The organism is Streptomyces sp. JH34 (genome assembly GCF_029428875.1).
GTDB lineage: Bacteria > Actinomycetota > Actinomycetes > Streptomycetales > Streptomycetaceae > Streptomyces.
Genome location: NZ_JAJSOO010000001.1, coordinates 3673440 through 3688601, shown reverse-complemented (window position 1 = coordinate 3688601; position 15162 = coordinate 3673440). Strand labels below are relative to the sequence as shown.

The following is a 15162-nucleotide window of genomic DNA, read 5'->3' as shown; positions in this document are numbered from 1 at the left end:
CCTCATCCGTGGAGGGGGCACACATGCGATCGCCCCACTCGCCCGTTATGTAGCAGTACGGACAAGCAGGGCGGTTGGTTCCCCACAGGGGCGGCGGCCGTCAGGTCAGCGGCCCCGAGGCCGGCCGCTCATCCGGTCAGCGGGTCTCGATGACGACCGACTCGATCACCACGTCCTGAAGCGGACGGTCGGTGCGGGGGTTGGTCGGAGCCGCGGCAATGGCGTCCACGACCTTCCTGCCCGCCTCGTCGGCGACCTCACCGAAGATCGTGTGCTTGCCGGTCAGCCAGGCGGTGGGCGACACGGTCACGAAGAACTGCGAACCGTTGGTACCCGGCCCGGCGTTGGCCATGGCCAGGAGATACGGCTTGGTGAACGCGAGGTCGGGGTGGAACTCGTCGCGGAACTCGTACCCGGGACCACCCGTGCCGTTGCCCAGCGGGTCGCCCCCCTGGATCATGAAACCGCTGATGACCCGGTGGAAGACAGTGCCGTCATACAGCTTGTCGGTGGACTTCCTACCGGTCTCCGGGTTGGTCCACTCACGCTCACCCCGGGCGAGCTCGACGAAGTTCTTGACCGTCTTGGGGGCATGGTTCGGCAGAAGCCGGATGGCGATGTCGCCCTGACTGGTCTTCAAGGTGGCGTAAAGCTGCTCGGCCACGATCTGCCTTCCGTAAGTCTTCGCTGGTGACCACAGATCCTCGCACGGGGCCCACTCTCCGCAGGGCGGCAACGGCCCGGAACGGTCGGCACTCACCTTGTTGCCCGGTTTCCTGCACCTTTCCCACACTTCCCCCGGGATGGATGCGACCAAGTGCCCGAGGGCGCGGCGCGCCCCGACACGAACCGTGACATCGTCGGCGACACCACCCCTCTTGCACCATTTTGACCGAGAATGACACCCATGACCCGGATGCCCGTCCCGCATGGCGCCCAAGGCACCAGCGGGCATGATTTCGAAATGGGTGGATAGGCGGAGTACCTACCCGCCACCAAGGAGGAGGATCCCGTGACCCGCATCGACAGCGTGCGCGCCGCAACCTACTCGGCGAAGGACAGCGCGCAGCACGCCGCGGAAGTGGTGGCGCCCTACGCCGACACGGCCAAGGAACAGGCCGCGCACTACGCGCAAGAGGCTCGTGCACGACTCGCGCCCAAGGTCTCGAAGGCAGCCGCGCAGGCCCGCGTCCAGTACGGCGCACATCTCGCACCACGTATCGAACAGGCATTGACGCATGTGCCCCCCAAGGTCGACGAGGCGGCGCACAAGGCCGCTGTGCGGACGCGCAGTGCCGCACGCACTGCCGCGGACTACACCGTGCCGCGCGTCGAGTACGCCGTGGCCGCGAGCCGGCCTGTCGCCGAGGAGGCCACAGCCCGCAGCACGGCGGCGTTGGCTGCCCTCCGCGGCCAGGTGACCGCCAAGGAGATCCAGAAGCTCGTCAGGAAGCATGAGCGTCGAGCCAAGGCAGGCCGGGCGGCCAAGGGCCTCCTCGTGCTGGGTGTCCTGGCCGGCGGGGCCCTCGCCGCCTGGAAGTGGTGGGACAAGCAGGCCAACCCGGACTGGCTGGTCGAGCCGCCCGCCCCGACCGAGGTGGACGACAGCCGCGCTCCTCTGACCTCGGTCGACGGCAGCGGGCAGACTGTGCTGGACCCGGAAGTCCGCGCCAAGCAGGACGAGACCGAGTCCGGTTCCGACCCGACGGACGGGACCGACCAACGCTGACCCGGACCCGCCGCCCGGTGGTGACGCCTGCGAGGGGCACCGGAAGACCTCACGGTCTCCGGCGCCCCTCGCTTTTTCACACGGGCTGTCTCGCCGGAGCACCGCTCCGGGGCGCCTCCTCTTGAGGTGCTGCTCTGCCCTTCGGCGCCTCGGTTTCACGTGAAACCGAGGCGCCGAAGGACAGCTCACGAAGCGCCTCCCCCCAGAGCCGATCCTGCCGGTCTGACGGACCAGCGGCTCGCGGTGGTGCCGCACCGTCCCGCCGCGGGCGACAAAAAAACCCTCCGCCTCTGCGATTCGCAGGTCGGAGGGTTTGTTCTGTGGAGCCTAGGAGATTCGAACTCCTGACATCTGCCTTGCAAAGGCAGCGCTCTACCAACTGAGCTAAGGCCCCGAAAACCGGACATCATCGGACACATTCGTGTCGCGACGTCCGACCCAGAACAGAGTACCGGGTGACCCCCCGAATCCTGCAAAAGGATTGGGGCTCCCGGCCCGCAACGGCTCTCCGTAAGATGCACGACGAGGTTCGCAGCAGCGAAGCCGCAGCGAAGGGGAGACGCAATGGACGCAGCGCAGCAAGAGGCCTCGGCTAGAGCCAGGGAGCTCCAGCGCAGCTGGTACGGAGAGCCACTGGGGGCGCTCTTCCGCAGGCTGATCGACGACCTCGGCCTCAATCAGGCACGCCTCGCGGCCGTACTCGGGCTGTCCGCTCCCATGCTCTCCCAGCTGATGAGCGGACAGCGGGCCAAGATCGGCAATCCCGCGGTCGTCCAGCGGGTCCAGGCGCTTCAGGAGCTCGCCGGTCAGGTGGCGGACGGCAGCATCAGCGCGGGAGAGGCCACGGACCGGATGGAAGAGATCAAGAAGTCGCAGGGTGGATCGGTCCTGACCAACACCGGTCAGACCTCCACCACCGGTGGGGCACCCACCGTGCGGCGTGTGGTCCGCGAGATCCAGTCGCTGCTGCGCTCGGTGGCGGCGGCCGGCGACATCATCGATGCGGCTGACTCCCTCGCCCCGGACCACCCGGAGCTGGCAGAGTTCCTCAGGGTGTACGGAGCGGGGCGCACCGCGGAGGCGGTCGCGCACTACGAGGGACACCAGAGCTAGGTCGGACCTCAAGGTCCGGGGGACGCCCCGGGCCGGCGGATCCGTGGCAGTATCCCGGCAGCCGGGGCACGAACCTCAACGGGAACGGGAGCGGGCGCAGCGCAATGGGTGAGGTCTTCGCTGGTCGGTACGAGCTGGTCGATCCGATCGGACGTGGTGGGGTCGGCGCGGTCTGGCGCGCTTGGGACCACCGGCGCCGCCGGTACGTGGCGGCCAAGGTCCTGCAGCAGAGCGACGCACACACGCTGCTGCGTTTCGTCCGTGAGCAGGCGCTGCGGATCGAGCACCCGCACGTTCTCGCTCCGGCCAGCTGGGCCGCGGACGACGACAAGGTGCTGTTCACCATGGATCTGGTCAGCGGCGGTTCGCTGGCCCACGTCATCGGCGACTACGGCCCGCTGCCCCCACGCTTCGTCTGCCTTTTGCTCGATCAGCTGTTGTCCGGGCTGTCCACGGTGCACGCCGAGGGGGTCGTGCACCGCGACATCAAACCGGCCAACATCCTGATGGAGGCCACCGGTACGGGCCGTCCGCATCTACGGCTCTCGGACTTCGGCATCTCGATGCGCAAGGGCGAGCCGCGGCTGACGGAGACCAACTACGTGGTGGGGACGCCCGGTTACTTCGCACCCGAGCAGATGATGGGCGCGGAACCCGACTTCCCGGCGGATCTGTTCGCCGTGGGGCTCGTCGCGCTCTACCTGCTCCAGGGCAGCAAACCGGACGCCAAGGCCTTGATCGAGTACTTCGCCGCACACGGCACCCCTGGCGCCCCCCAGGGGGTACCGGAGCCCTTGTGGCAGGTACTCGCCGGCCTGCTGCAGCCGGACCCGCACGCCCGCTTCCGTACAGCCACAGGCGCGCGCAAGGCGCTGACCGCGGCGGTCGAGATGCTGCCGGACGCAGGTCCGGACGACGAGCAGGTGGAGGTGTTCGACCAGATCGGGCCCCTGCCCGCGGGTTTCGGCCCCGACGGCCCCGAGACGCCCGCCAACGGGCCGCAGACGCCCGCGCAGGACGTCGGCGGCACGCCGCCCCCGCCTCAGCCGTCACAGCAGCTGTACGCGCCACAGGGGCCCGGGCAGCAGCCGGACGCACCGCAGGGGGCGCCGGGTCAACAGCCTTACGCAGCAACCCCGTCGATGTCGGAGACGGGCAGCTTCCATCTCGCGCCGCCCCCACAGCAGCCCTCTCCCCTTCCGCACCCGGCGCAGCCCCAGGCGCCCGGACCGGTTCCGGCGCACGCGGCGTCCCCCTATGCCGCCGACGCCTCCCAGGATCCCGCCCGTGCCGCCACGGCCGCCGTGCCGTACGGAGCACCGCCCACCCGCGCCTACACCGCCGAACACCTGCAGGACCCCCGGAACACGACACCGCGACAGCCGTTGCCCGTGAAGCGGCCGGGGCCGTCCCCGAAGGTGGCGGTCCCGGTGCTCGTGGTGGCGCTGATCTGCTTCGCGGTGGGCATCTGGGCGCTCACTCAGCCCTGAGGAGCCCTACCGGGCCTGCGGAGGCCCCCCGAGAGGCGGTTGGCCGCCCGCACCGGGCGGCGCGGCGACCGGTGCGGCTCGGCGCCTGGCCAGCAGCGTCCACGCCCCGAGCCCCAGTACCAGGACGGAGCCCGCACCGATACCGGCCGCGGCCACAACCTTCATCGTGCCGCTCTCCCCGGCTTCGGGCGCGCTCTGCCCGCTCTTGGCCATGTCCCTGTCGTCGTCCGAGACGCCGAAGATCCCGGCGTCCCCTTGGTAGGGCGACGGCTTGCGTTCGTTGACGACCTTGACCCTGAGCGTCAGCCCGATGGGATCGTCCCCGTAGTGCTCGGCCACCTCGGGCGAGAGCGTCACCGAGAGGTAGTACCAGCCGGCGAACCGCATGGCGCTGACGTCCGCCCCAGCGTCGTGACGGTTCTCGTAAGCCACCGGCGGAAGCGGGTCCAGGGCCACGGAACTCGGCGCGCCGGAGTACGACAGAGTCGCGTCGTCCACGTGGCCGTGCGCCGGGTTGTCCAGTGCCATGGCCAAGGCGTTGCCCAGATACTCCGTCGACTTACCGCTGTTGCTCAGCGCGGCCGTGGCGAAGATCTGCTGGCCCCAGTCCACGGGCACCCGGTAGAAGCGGGTCTGCCCGGGGGCGACGGAGTCCACCCATTCACCGGACTCCAGGCTGGTGGCGTCGTAGAAGCCGGTGCCACCGGTCCGCTCCTGCTTGCCCGTCGGCGGCACGGGCGAGGCGGAGGGCCAGTTCTCCGGAGCCTCGGTGGGCGGCGAGAGGCCCTCCTTCAGAGCCGGCTCACGCTCGTAGCGCAGCTCCAGATCCCAGGACCCGGGGGACGAGGTGGCCTTGCTCTCCCGCTCGATCAGAACGTTGTACGTGCCGCCCGCCGCACAGATGGTGCTGTCCTCGTCCACCGCCCGGTGGGCGTAGGCCGCGATCGGACGTGGGAACTCCGCCGACTCGAAGGCCGCGTCCCCGGAGCCGCACCGGGTGTCGTCGAGATCCCTGATGCTGATCGTGATGCCGTCCCCGTAGGCGACCTTCCCACCGGTCTTCGGGACGGCCACCGCGGAGACGTACGCGTCGGTCGTGTCGTCGAGTTGCACACGGTAGTAGAGCTTCTGCCCCTGCCCGATGGAACTCCTGTAGACCGAACCGGCCTTCAGCTCCTCCGCGTCGGCGTTCGTCTCCGCGCCCCGGACCGCCACCGCCGCAGGGTCGAAGGTGTACGGCGCGGGCTCGTCGGCCGCGCGTGCCTGACCCGGCACCGCCGCCACCGCGCACACCGCTGCGATCGTCGCGAGTATCGCCCGGCCCCTGTTGCGCTGCCTGTTCACGCGCTTCCCCTCGTCGTATGCGTGCCTGCCCCGCGCCACCCGCGTACCAGCAGGGCCCGGACATCAGGGCGATCACGGCGCCCGCTCGGGCAGCGGCCGTGATGCCGGTCCATCCTGCCCCGCCCGCACCGCCGCTGTCTGCGGCCCCCGCTCCGTCACCGGCACAGCCGCCCGGTGGCGCGTGCGGGGCGTCCGCCGGTGCCGCACAGGCGTCGAGCGGACCCAGGGCGGCTGTGCACCGGGAAGCGCGCCAGGATGAACAGCCGCGTCGCTCCGTACGGGTGCGCCGTGGAGCCCTCGACGGGCGGCTCGTCGCAGAACTCCGCACTTCACGCCGCCCGGTGAGTCCAGGGACCACGCACGCCCGTCGCTTTCTCGATCACCCATCCATCATTTCTTCACGAGTGCAATCAAGTGATTTACTTAGGCGAACCAAGGGCGGGCGGCCCCGGCCTGGCACCAGCGGATCCCGGACAGCAGAAAGCCCCGGCCGCTCGGCGGCCGGGGCTTTAGCAGACTGTTCCGTCTCACACACCTGAACCTGCGGGCACGGAGTCGGTCGCCTCCGTCCACAGATCCTGCTCGGCGCGATCCGCCTGGATCTGGCGGTACACGAGGAGCCCGCCGATGGCGGCCAGTGCGACCAGGAGAAGCTTCTTCACCGCGCGACCTCGTCTTTCCTTGACGTAAGGGACTTCTGCCGCCCGACTATACACACCGGCCGATACCGATCGGTGACCTCCCCGGAACCCGGCCGCCACCCGCTCCGGACCCCTTCCGGAGCCTCTGACCGCCCCTCTGAGCAGCTTTTCGAACCGGTTGAACCATACGAGTGGTGTTCATCAGAAGATCGGCGAACCGGGGGCGTCGGTCCCGGTTTCCACGGGCCGGATCCACATCATCAGAAAGGTAAGCAAACCGGACCACCTGAAAGCGAGGGGCCATGAGCACCTTCAGGGTCAAGAGCATCTGGACCGCCTTCGTCACCGCCTTCTTCGCGGTTCTCGCGTCGCTGGGGCTCGCCACCGCCCAGGCCACGGCCGCGGAGCCGACGGTCACGAGCCACGAGCACACGGCCGCCAAGCCGGCAACCGCGACCACGCCGTCGGTGCGATGGACCCTTCCGCGTGACAGGGCGCTGCCACCCACGATGAAGCAGCGCATCCGCGCCGAGGCGCACGGCTCCTCGCCCGCCACCCGCCAGCTGTCGTCCGACTCCACGGACGCCGTGCACGCGACGGACAGCACCCGCTCCGCCCACAGCGCCTCACCTGCCGGTGACTCGGCTCCCCTGCCACCCTGAGGGCGCTGAGAACGCCCTCCCGGCCCCTGGCCCGGTTCACACCGGCGGGGGCCTTTTCCATGTCGTCGGCAGGGAGGTGCGTCCCAAGGTTCGCTCAGGCCATCCTGCGGCACAGCCAGATCAGCATGATGGACGTCTGCACCCACGTCGCGGGCGACGGTGAGCGGGAAGCCGTGACGATGCTCGCGGAGCGACCGGAAGATCCACTGATCGGCTTGTCCTTCCGGCGAATGGTCAGCGGCTACGCCTGCCCCGCACCCAGATCACGCCGAGAGCCACTGCGGCGGCCACGGACAGGAAGATCGCCCCGAGGGCCGCGGTCACCCCGGCCGAGATCACCAGGATTCCCCACCACGGCGGATCGCCTTCCACAGTCCCCCTCACGAATCCGTGCGCACCAAGCACGACGGCTGAGGCACCGGGAACGGTTCCGTGACCGTCATCGACGTCAGCCATAAAACGTCGAAGACCCCCAGTCGTTGTCGACTGGGGGTCTTCTCGCTGGTGGGGCTAACAGGATTTGAACCTGTGGCCTCATCCTTATCAGGGATGCGCTCTAACCAACTGAGCTATAGCCCCGCCGCGCTGCTGCGCTGACTTCTGAAGATTAGCGCACGTCGGGGCCAGTCCCAAAATCGATACCCGGCGTCCTACTCGTCCTCGGCGAGAGTGAGCTCCACGCCACCCACGAAGCCGGCCGACAAGTTGTAGATGAAGGCGCCCAGCGTGGCCAGCGCGGTGGCCAGCACCACATCGATCACCGCGATGACCGAGGTGAAGATGAGGACGCGCGGCAGCGACAGGAACGACTGCAGATCGAAGCCGTTGCTCTCGTTCGACCCCGTGGCCTCGCTGATCGTGCCGCCCACGGTGGAGAAGACGCCCATCGCGTCCATCACCATCCACAGGACCGCTGCCGCGACCACCGTGCAGATTCCGAGAGCGATGGAGAGCAGGAAGCTGACCTTCATCACCGACCACGGATCCGCCTTCGCGACCCGCAGACGCGCCTTACGGGTACGCGGAGTGGTCCGCGCCCCCGTACGGGGCAGCCGGGTCGCCTTCCCGCCACCGCCGCCCTGTGTGCCGCCGCCCTGCGTACCGCCCGCAGGGGACGGATACGCCTGGGGCGGGTGGTAGGGCCCCGCCTGGCCCGTTGCGGGCTCCCGCTCACCGGGCAGAGGCCCGGTCGCGTACCCCTCGTACTGAGGTCCCCGAGTGTCCGTCACAGTTCCCCCTTGGGAGTCCGTGGCAGGGCCACGGGCGCCGTTCGCGCCTGCTCCGGAAGCGGCCGAACCTGCGCCCGTGGCTCCACTCACGCTCTACTCCTCGTGCTCCCCGGCCGAAGGCGCCGTGCCCTCGACTGTGCCCTCGACCACGGTCTCGGCATGAGCCTCGCCCGTGGCGCCTTCGGCCTCATCGGTCCCGTCGACCTCTTCGGCCTCACGACCGGCCTCGGCGTTGCGCGCGATGCCGACGACGGCATCCCGCTTGCCCAGATTGATCAGTTGGACGCCCATGGTGTCACGGCCCGTCTCCCTGACTTCATTGACTCGCGTACGAATCACGCCGCCGCCGAGCGTGATGGCGAGGATCTCGTCCGCTTCCTCCACCACCAGCGCACCGACGAGAGAACCGCGGTCCTCGACGATCTTGGCAGCCTTGATGCCCAGACCGCCACGACCCTGGACGCGGTACTCGTCGACAGCGGTCCGCTTCGCGTAACCGCCGTCGGTGGCAGTGAACACGAACGTACCGGGCCGGACAACATTCATCGAGAGCAGTTCGTCTCCCTCGCGGAAACTCATGCCCTTCACGCCCGAGGTGGCGCGGCCCATCGGGCGCAGCGCGTCGTCGGTCGCGGTGAACCTGATCGACTGGGCCTTCCTGCTGATGAGCAGCAGATCGTCCTCGGCCGACACCAGTTCAGCGCCGATCAGCTCGTCGTCGGCGCCGCTCTCCGTCTCCCGGAGGTTGATCGCGATGACGCCGCCGGAGCGAGGTGAGTCGTAGTCCTTGAGCGAGGTCTTCTTCACCAGGCCGCCCTTGGTCGCCAGGACCAGGTAGGGCGCGGCCTCGTAGTCGCGGATCGCCAGGATCTGCGCGATCTGCTCGTCCGGCTGGAACGCCAGGAGGTTCGCGACGTGCTGACCGCGCGCGTCCCGGCCGGCGTCCGGCAGCTCGTAGGCCTTGGCCCGGTAGACCCGGCCCTTGTTGGTGAAGAACAGCAGCCAGTGGTGCGTCGTCGACACGAAGAAGTGGTCGACGATGTCGTCTTCCCTGAGCTTCGTGCCGCGCACGCCCTTGCCGCCGCGCTTCTGCGAACGGTAGTCGTCCGTCTTGGTGCGCTTGACGTAACCACCGCGGGAGATCGTGACGACGATGTCCTCCTCGGCGATGAGGTCCTCGATGGACATGTCACCGTCGAACGGCACCAGCTTGGAGCGCCGGTCGTCGCCGAACTTGTCGACGATCGCGGCCAGTTCCTCGCTGACGATCTGACGCTGCTTCGCGGGGGAGGCCAGGATCCCGTTGTACTCGTTGATCTTCGCCTGGAGTTCGTCGTGCTCGGCGGTGATCTTCTGGTGCTCCAGCGCGGCCAGGCGGCGCAGCTGCATCTCCAGGATCGCGTTCGCCTGGATCTCGTCGATCTCCAGCAGGCCCATCAGGCCCTCACGCGCGATCTCCACGGTGTTGCTGCGGCGGATGAGCGCGATGACCTCCTCGATCGCGTTCAGAGCCTTGAGCAGGCCTCGCAGGATGTGCGCCCGCTCCTCGGCCTTGCGCAGGCGGAACTTCGTGCGCCGGACGATGACCTCGATCTGGTGCGTCACCCAGTGACGGATGAACGCGTCGATGGACAGCGTGCGCGGCACTCCGTCGACGAGCGCCAGCATGTTCGCGCCGAAGTTCGACTGCAGATCGGTGTGCTTGTAGAGGTTGTTCAGCACGACCTTGGCGACCGCGTCGCGCTTCAGCACGACGACCAGGCGCTGGCCCGTACGCGAGGACGTCTCGTCCCGGACGTCCGCGATCCCGCCGACCTTGCCGTCCTTGACCAGGTCGGCGATCTTCTGCGCGAGGTTGTCGGGGTTGGTCTGGAACGGCAGCTCGGTGACGACCAGGCACTGGCGGCCCTGGATCTCCTCGACCGCCACGACCGCGCGCATCGTGATGGAACCACGCCCGGTGCGGTACGCCTCCTCGATGCCCTTGCGGCCCACGACCAGCGCGCCGGTGGGGAAGTCGGGGCCCTTGATGCGCTCGATCAGCGCGTCCAGCAGCTCCTCGTGCGAGGCCTCGGGGTTCTCCAGGTACCACTGGGCACCGGCGGCGACCTCACGCAAATTGTGCGGCGGGATGTTCGTCGCCATACCGACGGCGATGCCGGCGGAGCCGTTGACCAGGAGGTTCGGGAAACGCGCCGGCAGAACCGTCGGCTCCTGGTTGCGGCCGTCGTAGTTGTCCTGGAAGTCGACGGTCTCCTCGTCGATGTCCCGGACCATCTCCATGGACAGCGGCATCATCTTGCACTCGGTGTACCGCATGGCGGCGGCCGGGTCGTTGCCCGGGGAACCGAAGTTGCCGTTGGAGTCCACCAGCGGCATCCGCAGCGACCACGGCTGCGCGAGGCGCACCAGGGCGTCGTAGATGGAGGAGTCGCCGTGCGGGTGGTACGTACCCATGACGTCACCGACGACGCGGGCGCACTTGTAGAACCCCTTCTCGGGGCGGTAGCCGCCGTCATACATCGCGTACAGCACCCGGCGGTGGACGGGCTTGAGGCCGTCCCGTACGTCGGGCAGCGCACGCGACACGATGACGGACATCGCGTAGTCGAGGTAGGAGCGCTGCATCTCCGTCTCGAGCCCCACGGGCTCGACACGCATGCCCACGCCCGGGACGGTGGGCTCCTCTTCGGGCATCACAGGGGTGTTCTCGTCGGCCATTGCTGGTCAAAGTCCTTTCGCACTGCGGCTTGCTTGTACGGCCGACTCAGATGTCGAGGAAGCGGACGTCCTTGGCGTTGCGCTGGATGAACGAGCGGCGCGCCTCGACGTCCTCGCCCATCAGCACCGAGAACAGGTCGTCGGCCTGCGCAGCGTCGTCCAGCGTGACCTGGCCCAGCACACGGTGGTCGATGTCCATCGTGGTGACGCGCAGCTCCTCGGCGTTCATCTCGCCGAGACCCTTGAAGCGCTGGATCGAGTCTTCCTTGATCCGCTTGCCGTTCTGCTTGCCGAGGGCCACGAGCGCGTCGCGCTCCCGGTCCGAGTACGCGTACTCGAAGTCGTCCCGGCCCCACTTGATCTTGTAGAGCGGCGGGCGCGAGAGGTAGACGTTGCCCTGCTCCACCAGCGGCCGCATGAAGCGGAAGAGGAAGGTGAGCAACAGAGTGTTGATGTGCTGACCGTCGACGTCGGCGTCCGCCATCAGAATGATCTTGTGATAGCGGAGCTTCTCGATGTCGAAGTCCTCGTGGACTCCGGTACCGAAGGCGGAGATGAGGGCCTGGACCTCGGTGTTCTGCAGGATCTTGTCGATCCGGGCCTTCTCGACGTTCAGGATCTTGCCTCGGATCGGCAGGATGGCCTGGTACATCGGGTTACGGCCCGACTTCGCCGAACCACCGGCGGAGTCACCCTCGACGATGAAGATCTCGCACTTCGTCGGGTCGTTGGACTGGCAGTCACTCAGCTTGCCCGGCAGCGAGGCACTCTCCAGGAGCCCCTTGCGACGGGTGAGGTCACGCGCCTTGCGGGCCGCGACACGGGCCGTGGAGGCCGCGATGCCCTTGCGGATGATGTCGGCGGCCTCGTTGGGGTTCCGGTCGAACCAGTCCGTCAGCTGCTCGTGGACGACCTTCTGGACGAAGGTCTTCGCCTCGGTGTTGCCCAGCTTCGTCTTCGTCTGGCCCTCGAACTGCGGCTCGCCCAGCTTCACCGAGATGATCGCCGTCAGACCCTCGCGGACGTCCTCGCCGGTGAGGTTGTCGTCCTTGTCGCGCAGCAGCTTCTTGTCGCGCGCGTAGCGGTTGACCAGCGAGGTCAGCGCCGCACGGAAGCCTTCCTCGTGCGTGCCGCCCTCGTGCGTGTGGATCGCGTTGGCGAAGGAGTAGACACCCTCGGTGTACTGCGTGTTCCACTGCATGGCGATCTCGGCCGAGAGGAGTCGGTCCTTGTCCTCGGCCTCGATGTCGATCACCGACTGGTGAATCAGCTCTCCCTTGCGGGAGTTGAGGTACTTGACGAAGTCGACGATGCCGTTCTCGTAGTGGTACGTGACCGTGCGGGTCGACTCCTCGTCGGGTACGTCGACCACCTCGGCGCTGTCCGCGCCCGCCGTGGCCTTCGCCTCCTCGCGCTCGTCGGTGAGCTTGAGGGTGAGTCCCTTGTTGAGGAACGCCATCTCCTGGAAGCGCCGAGAGAGCGTCTCGAAGGAGTAATCAGTGGTCTCGAAGACGTCGCCGTCCGCCCAGAAGGTGACGCTGGTCCCCGTCTCCTCCGTGGCCTCGTGACGGGCCAGCGGGGCGGTGGGGACACCGAGCTTGTAGTCCTGCGTCCAGCGGTAGCCGTCCGTCCTGACCTCGACGGAGACCCGCGTGGACAGGGCGTTGACGACGGACACACCGACGCCGTGCAGACCGCCGGAGACGGCGTAACCGCCGCCGCCGAACTTGCCGCCGGCGTGCAGGACGGTGAGCACGACCTCGACAGCCGGCTTGCCTTCGGACGGCACGATGCCGACCGGGATACCGCGACCGTTGTCGACCACACGCACCCCGCCGTCGGCGAAGATCGTGACGTCGATGGTGTCCGCGTGCCCGGCCATCGCCTCGTCGACCGAGTTGTCGACAACCTCTTGCACGAGGTGGTGGAGACCGCGCTCACCGGTCGACCCGATGTACATACCGGGTCGCTTGCGGACCGCGTCCAGGCCCTCGAGCACGGTGATCGCGCTGGCGTCGTACGAGGCGGTGACCTCTCCGGGCTCACCGGCTGTGGACGGGATGTTCTCGTTGGGGTTGCCGGAATCGGCCACGAAGCGCCCTTTCTGGCACAGCACAGGCCGTTCTCCGGCAGGCGGGAGCGGCTGCGTCGTTCGGCTTGTATCGACGACTCCCGCAAGGAAACGGGATTGTCCACCAGTCTACCGGTAGCGCTGACATGAATGGGGGTTTGCCGGTGCCTGAGTACGCATGTGCCGCCCTGAATGAGCGGCTGACGACTCCCCATATTCAGACAGGGGCCCCGGGGGGCTCACGAGGGCTTTGCGCGCTTCGGGCTGTCAACCTCCCGCTACGGTGAGGGACGCTTCACCATTCACGCACAACGCAAAGCGGGACACAGTCGTACAGATCGGAAGCACCGGGTGGTCGGCAAATCCTTACAGAAGTGGGTGATCCACCTTCCGGCCCTTCCCCGCCCGCGCCGACCCACGGAGACCGCAGCAGCAAGAAAGGCCCTGCTCAGCCGTAGGTGTCGCCCGGCCCTCTGCTCCCCGGAGTGCGGAGAGGGCCGAACCTGCGCTGCGGACCGCCCGGACCGAGAACCTTGATCATCCGTACGGTGCCGTGCCCCAGATCCGTGTTCAGCCGGGCCACCAGCTGAGGCGCCAGCAGCCGGAGCTGCGTCGCCCACGCCGTCGAATCGCACTGCACGGTCAGAACCCGCTCGGCCGGATCCTCGTCGTACCGCACGGGCACGCAGTGGTTGGCCAGGTCGTCACCGACGATCTGCGGCCAGCGGCCCATCACACCGCCGACAGCCGCAGGCGTCTCCCAGCCCCGCTCCGTGATCAGCCGGCTGATGGCCGAGCCCAGGGCCAGCGGATCGCGGCCGTCGGACCGGGCGCCCGACCGCAGACCACCCCCACGCCTGGCCTGGCTCTTCTGCTGCGCGGCCGCGCCCCGGGCGCGGGCCTGCTCCTTGGCGGCACGCAGCGCCACACGCGCCAGGTCCACACCCGAGACCTCCGGCTGCTGCGCCGGGCCCTGCGGGGCACCACCCTGATCGTCCTTGCCGCTCACAGCCGCTCCACCGCCCCGGCGGAGACCGCGTACCGCGCTCCGGCGAGCACACCCGGGACGTCGTCGTCCACAGCCGCCGTCACCAGCACCTGCTCACCGGGGGCCACCAGCTCCGCCAGCCGCTCGCGCCGGCGCGCGTCCAGCTCTGCGAACACGTCGTCGAGCACCAGCACCGGCTCATTGCCCTCGGTGCGGAGCAGATCGTACGAGGCCAGCCGCAGCGCCAAGGCGTACGACCAGGACTCGCCGTGGCTCGCGTATCCCTTCGCCGGCATTCCGCGCAGGCCCAGCACCAGGTCGTCACGATGCGGGCCGACCAGGGTCACTCCTCGCTCGATCTCCTGCTTGCGTGCCTGGGCCAGGGCCGCCATCACCTGCTCGTACAGCTCCTCGCGTGTACGCGCGGGCTCCACGTCGGCGCCGACCGAGCTGCGGTACTCCAGTGTCACGGGGCCGCCGCCCGGAGCGACGTCCGCGTAGGCCTTGTCCGCCAGCGGCTGCAGGGTCGCGATGAGATCCAGTCGCTGCGCCAGGAGTTCCGCCCCTACGCGGCCCAGATGCTGGTCCCACACGTCGAGCGTGGACAGGTCCATCGACCGGCCGCCGTGCCGACGGGCCATGGCGGCGGACTTCAGCAGGGTGTTCCGCTGCTTCAGCACCCGCTCGTAGTCGGAGCGGACTCCGGCCATGCGGGGGGAACGCGCCGTGATCAGCTCGTCGAGGAAACGCCGGCGCTCGCCCGGATCCCCCTTCACCAGGGCGAGGTCCTCCGGGGCGAAGAGCACCGTCCGCACTATCCCCAGGACATCACGAGGCCTGACCTGCGACGACCTGTTGATACGGGCCCGGTTGGCGCGGCCCGGATTGAGCTCGAGCTCGATCAGCTGCGACCGCTCGCCCTGAGTGACCGCGGCTCGTACGACGGCGCGCTCGGCGCCCATCCGCACCAGGGGGGCGTCGGACGACACCCGGTGGCTGCCGAGCGTGGCGAGATAGCCGACCGCCTCCACGAGGTTGGTCTTGCCCTGGCCGTTGGCCCCCACGAACGCGGTGACGCCCGGGTCGAGGGGTACCTCGACCCGGGCGTACGAGCGGAAGTCGGCCAGCGAGAGATGCGTGACGTGCATGGTCGCCGACCCTTCCGACTGCTTGC

General features: G+C 68.7%; 13 protein-coding genes and 2 tRNA genes. 4 read left to right on the top strand and 11 right to left on the bottom strand.

The genetic code is table 11. The annotated features are described in order from the left end of the window. Positions 1 to 136: 136 nt before the first annotated feature. On the bottom strand, positions 137 to 664 hold the full coding sequence (locus tag LWJ43_RS16390) for a peptidylprolyl isomerase (protein WP_277332977.1): 528 nt from the start codon (positions 662 to 664) through the stop codon (positions 137 to 139). A gap of 348 nt (positions 665 to 1012) precedes the next feature. On the opposite strand from LWJ43_RS16390, the gene LWJ43_RS16385 reads away from it, so the two are divergent. Further along, the gene (locus tag LWJ43_RS16385) at positions 1013 to 1729 is read left to right on the top strand and encodes a DUF5324 family protein (protein WP_277332976.1); all 717 of its coding nucleotides are present in this window, start codon (positions 1013 to 1015) and stop codon (positions 1727 to 1729) included. Between the two features lie 321 nt (positions 1730 to 2050). On the opposite strand, the gene LWJ43_RS16380 is transcribed toward LWJ43_RS16385, so the two are convergent. Then, a tRNA-Ala gene (locus tag LWJ43_RS16380) sits at positions 2051 to 2123 on the bottom strand. Positions 2124 to 2293: 170 nt separating this feature from the next. On the opposite strand from LWJ43_RS16380, the gene LWJ43_RS16375 reads away from it, so the two are divergent. Then, positions 2294 to 2842: a helix-turn-helix domain-containing protein gene (locus LWJ43_RS16375; protein WP_277332975.1), complete on the top strand. Its 549-nt coding sequence runs from the start codon at positions 2294 to 2296 to the stop codon at positions 2840 to 2842. Positions 2843 to 2946: 104 nt separating this feature from the next. Further along, on the top strand, positions 2947 to 4332 hold the full coding sequence (locus LWJ43_RS16370) for a serine/threonine protein kinase (protein ID WP_277332974.1): 1386 nt from the start codon (positions 2947 to 2949) through the stop codon (positions 4330 to 4332). 6 nt (positions 4333 to 4338) lie between these two features. On the opposite strand, the gene LWJ43_RS16365 is transcribed toward LWJ43_RS16370, so the two are convergent. Together LWJ43_RS16365 and LWJ43_RS16360 are read right to left on the bottom strand one after the other, a co-directional pair. After that, positions 4339 to 5676, bottom strand: a complete 1338-nt coding sequence (locus LWJ43_RS16365) for a hypothetical protein (protein WP_277332973.1) — start codon at positions 5674 to 5676, stop codon at positions 4339 to 4341. 527 nt (positions 5677 to 6203) lie between these two features. Beyond that, positions 6204 to 6338, bottom strand: a complete 135-nt coding sequence (locus LWJ43_RS16360) for a DLW-39 family protein (RefSeq protein ID WP_003958712.1) — start codon at positions 6336 to 6338, stop codon at positions 6204 to 6206. 281 nt (positions 6339 to 6619) lie between these two features. Here LWJ43_RS16360 and LWJ43_RS16355 point away from each other — a divergent pair, with 281 nt between their 5' ends. Continuing rightward, the gene (locus tag LWJ43_RS16355) at positions 6620 to 6979 is read left to right on the top strand and encodes a DUF6344 domain-containing protein (RefSeq protein ID WP_277332972.1); all 360 of its coding nucleotides are present in this window, start codon (positions 6620 to 6622) and stop codon (positions 6977 to 6979) included. 234 nt (positions 6980 to 7213) lie between these two features. On the opposite strand, the gene LWJ43_RS16350 is transcribed toward LWJ43_RS16355, so the two are convergent. The 7 genes from LWJ43_RS16350 to recF form a co-directional block, all read right to left on the bottom strand. Then, positions 7214 to 7351, bottom strand: coding sequence for a hypothetical protein (locus tag LWJ43_RS16350; protein ID WP_277332971.1), 138 nt, complete (start codon positions 7349 to 7351; stop codon positions 7214 to 7216). A gap of 130 nt (positions 7352 to 7481) precedes the next feature. Then, positions 7482 to 7558: transfer RNA gene (locus LWJ43_RS16345), tRNA-Ile, on the bottom strand. 71 nt (positions 7559 to 7629) lie between these two features. Next, positions 7630 to 8208, bottom strand: coding sequence for a DUF3566 domain-containing protein (locus tag LWJ43_RS16340; protein ID WP_277332970.1), 579 nt, complete (start codon positions 8206 to 8208; stop codon positions 7630 to 7632). A 93-nt stretch (positions 8209 to 8301) separates the two neighbouring features. Next, positions 8302 to 10929: a DNA gyrase subunit A gene (gene gyrA, locus LWJ43_RS16335; protein ID WP_277332969.1), complete on the bottom strand. Its 2628-nt coding sequence runs from the start codon at positions 10927 to 10929 to the stop codon at positions 8302 to 8304. A 46-nt stretch (positions 10930 to 10975) separates the two neighbouring features. Further along, positions 10976 to 13045, bottom strand: coding sequence for a DNA topoisomerase (ATP-hydrolyzing) subunit B (gene gyrB / locus LWJ43_RS16330; protein ID WP_277332968.1), 2070 nt, complete (start codon positions 13043 to 13045; stop codon positions 10976 to 10978). Between the two features lie 403 nt (positions 13046 to 13448). Continuing rightward, on the bottom strand, positions 13449 to 14009 hold the full coding sequence (locus tag LWJ43_RS16325; RefSeq protein WP_277332967.1) for a DciA family protein: 561 nt from the start codon (positions 14007 to 14009) through the stop codon (positions 13449 to 13451). Next, complete coding sequence (gene recF, locus LWJ43_RS16320; protein WP_277332966.1) at positions 14006 to 15136, bottom strand: DNA replication/repair protein RecF; 1131 nt, start codon at positions 15134 to 15136, stop codon at positions 14006 to 14008. The genes LWJ43_RS16325 and recF overlap by 4 nt, the downstream gene beginning before the upstream one ends. Positions 15137 to 15162 lie beyond the last annotated feature (26 nt).

Coding starts and splice junctions, on each gene's coding strand:
- recF (WP_277332966.1), bottom strand. CDS start 15,136: ATGCACGTCACGCATCTCTCGCTGGCCGACTTCCGCTCGTACGCCCGG.
- gyrA (WP_277332969.1), bottom strand. CDS start 10,929: ATGGCCGACGAGAACACCCCTGTGATGCCCGAAGAGGAGCCCACCGTC.
- LWJ43_RS16375 (WP_277332975.1), top strand. CDS start 2,294: ATGGACGCAGCGCAGCAAGAGGCCTCGGCTAGAGCCAGGGAGCTCCAG.
- LWJ43_RS16370 (WP_277332974.1), top strand. CDS start 2,947: ATGGGTGAGGTCTTCGCTGGTCGGTACGAGCTGGTCGATCCGATCGGA.
- LWJ43_RS16355 (WP_277332972.1), top strand. CDS start 6,620: ATGAGCACCTTCAGGGTCAAGAGCATCTGGACCGCCTTCGTCACCGCC.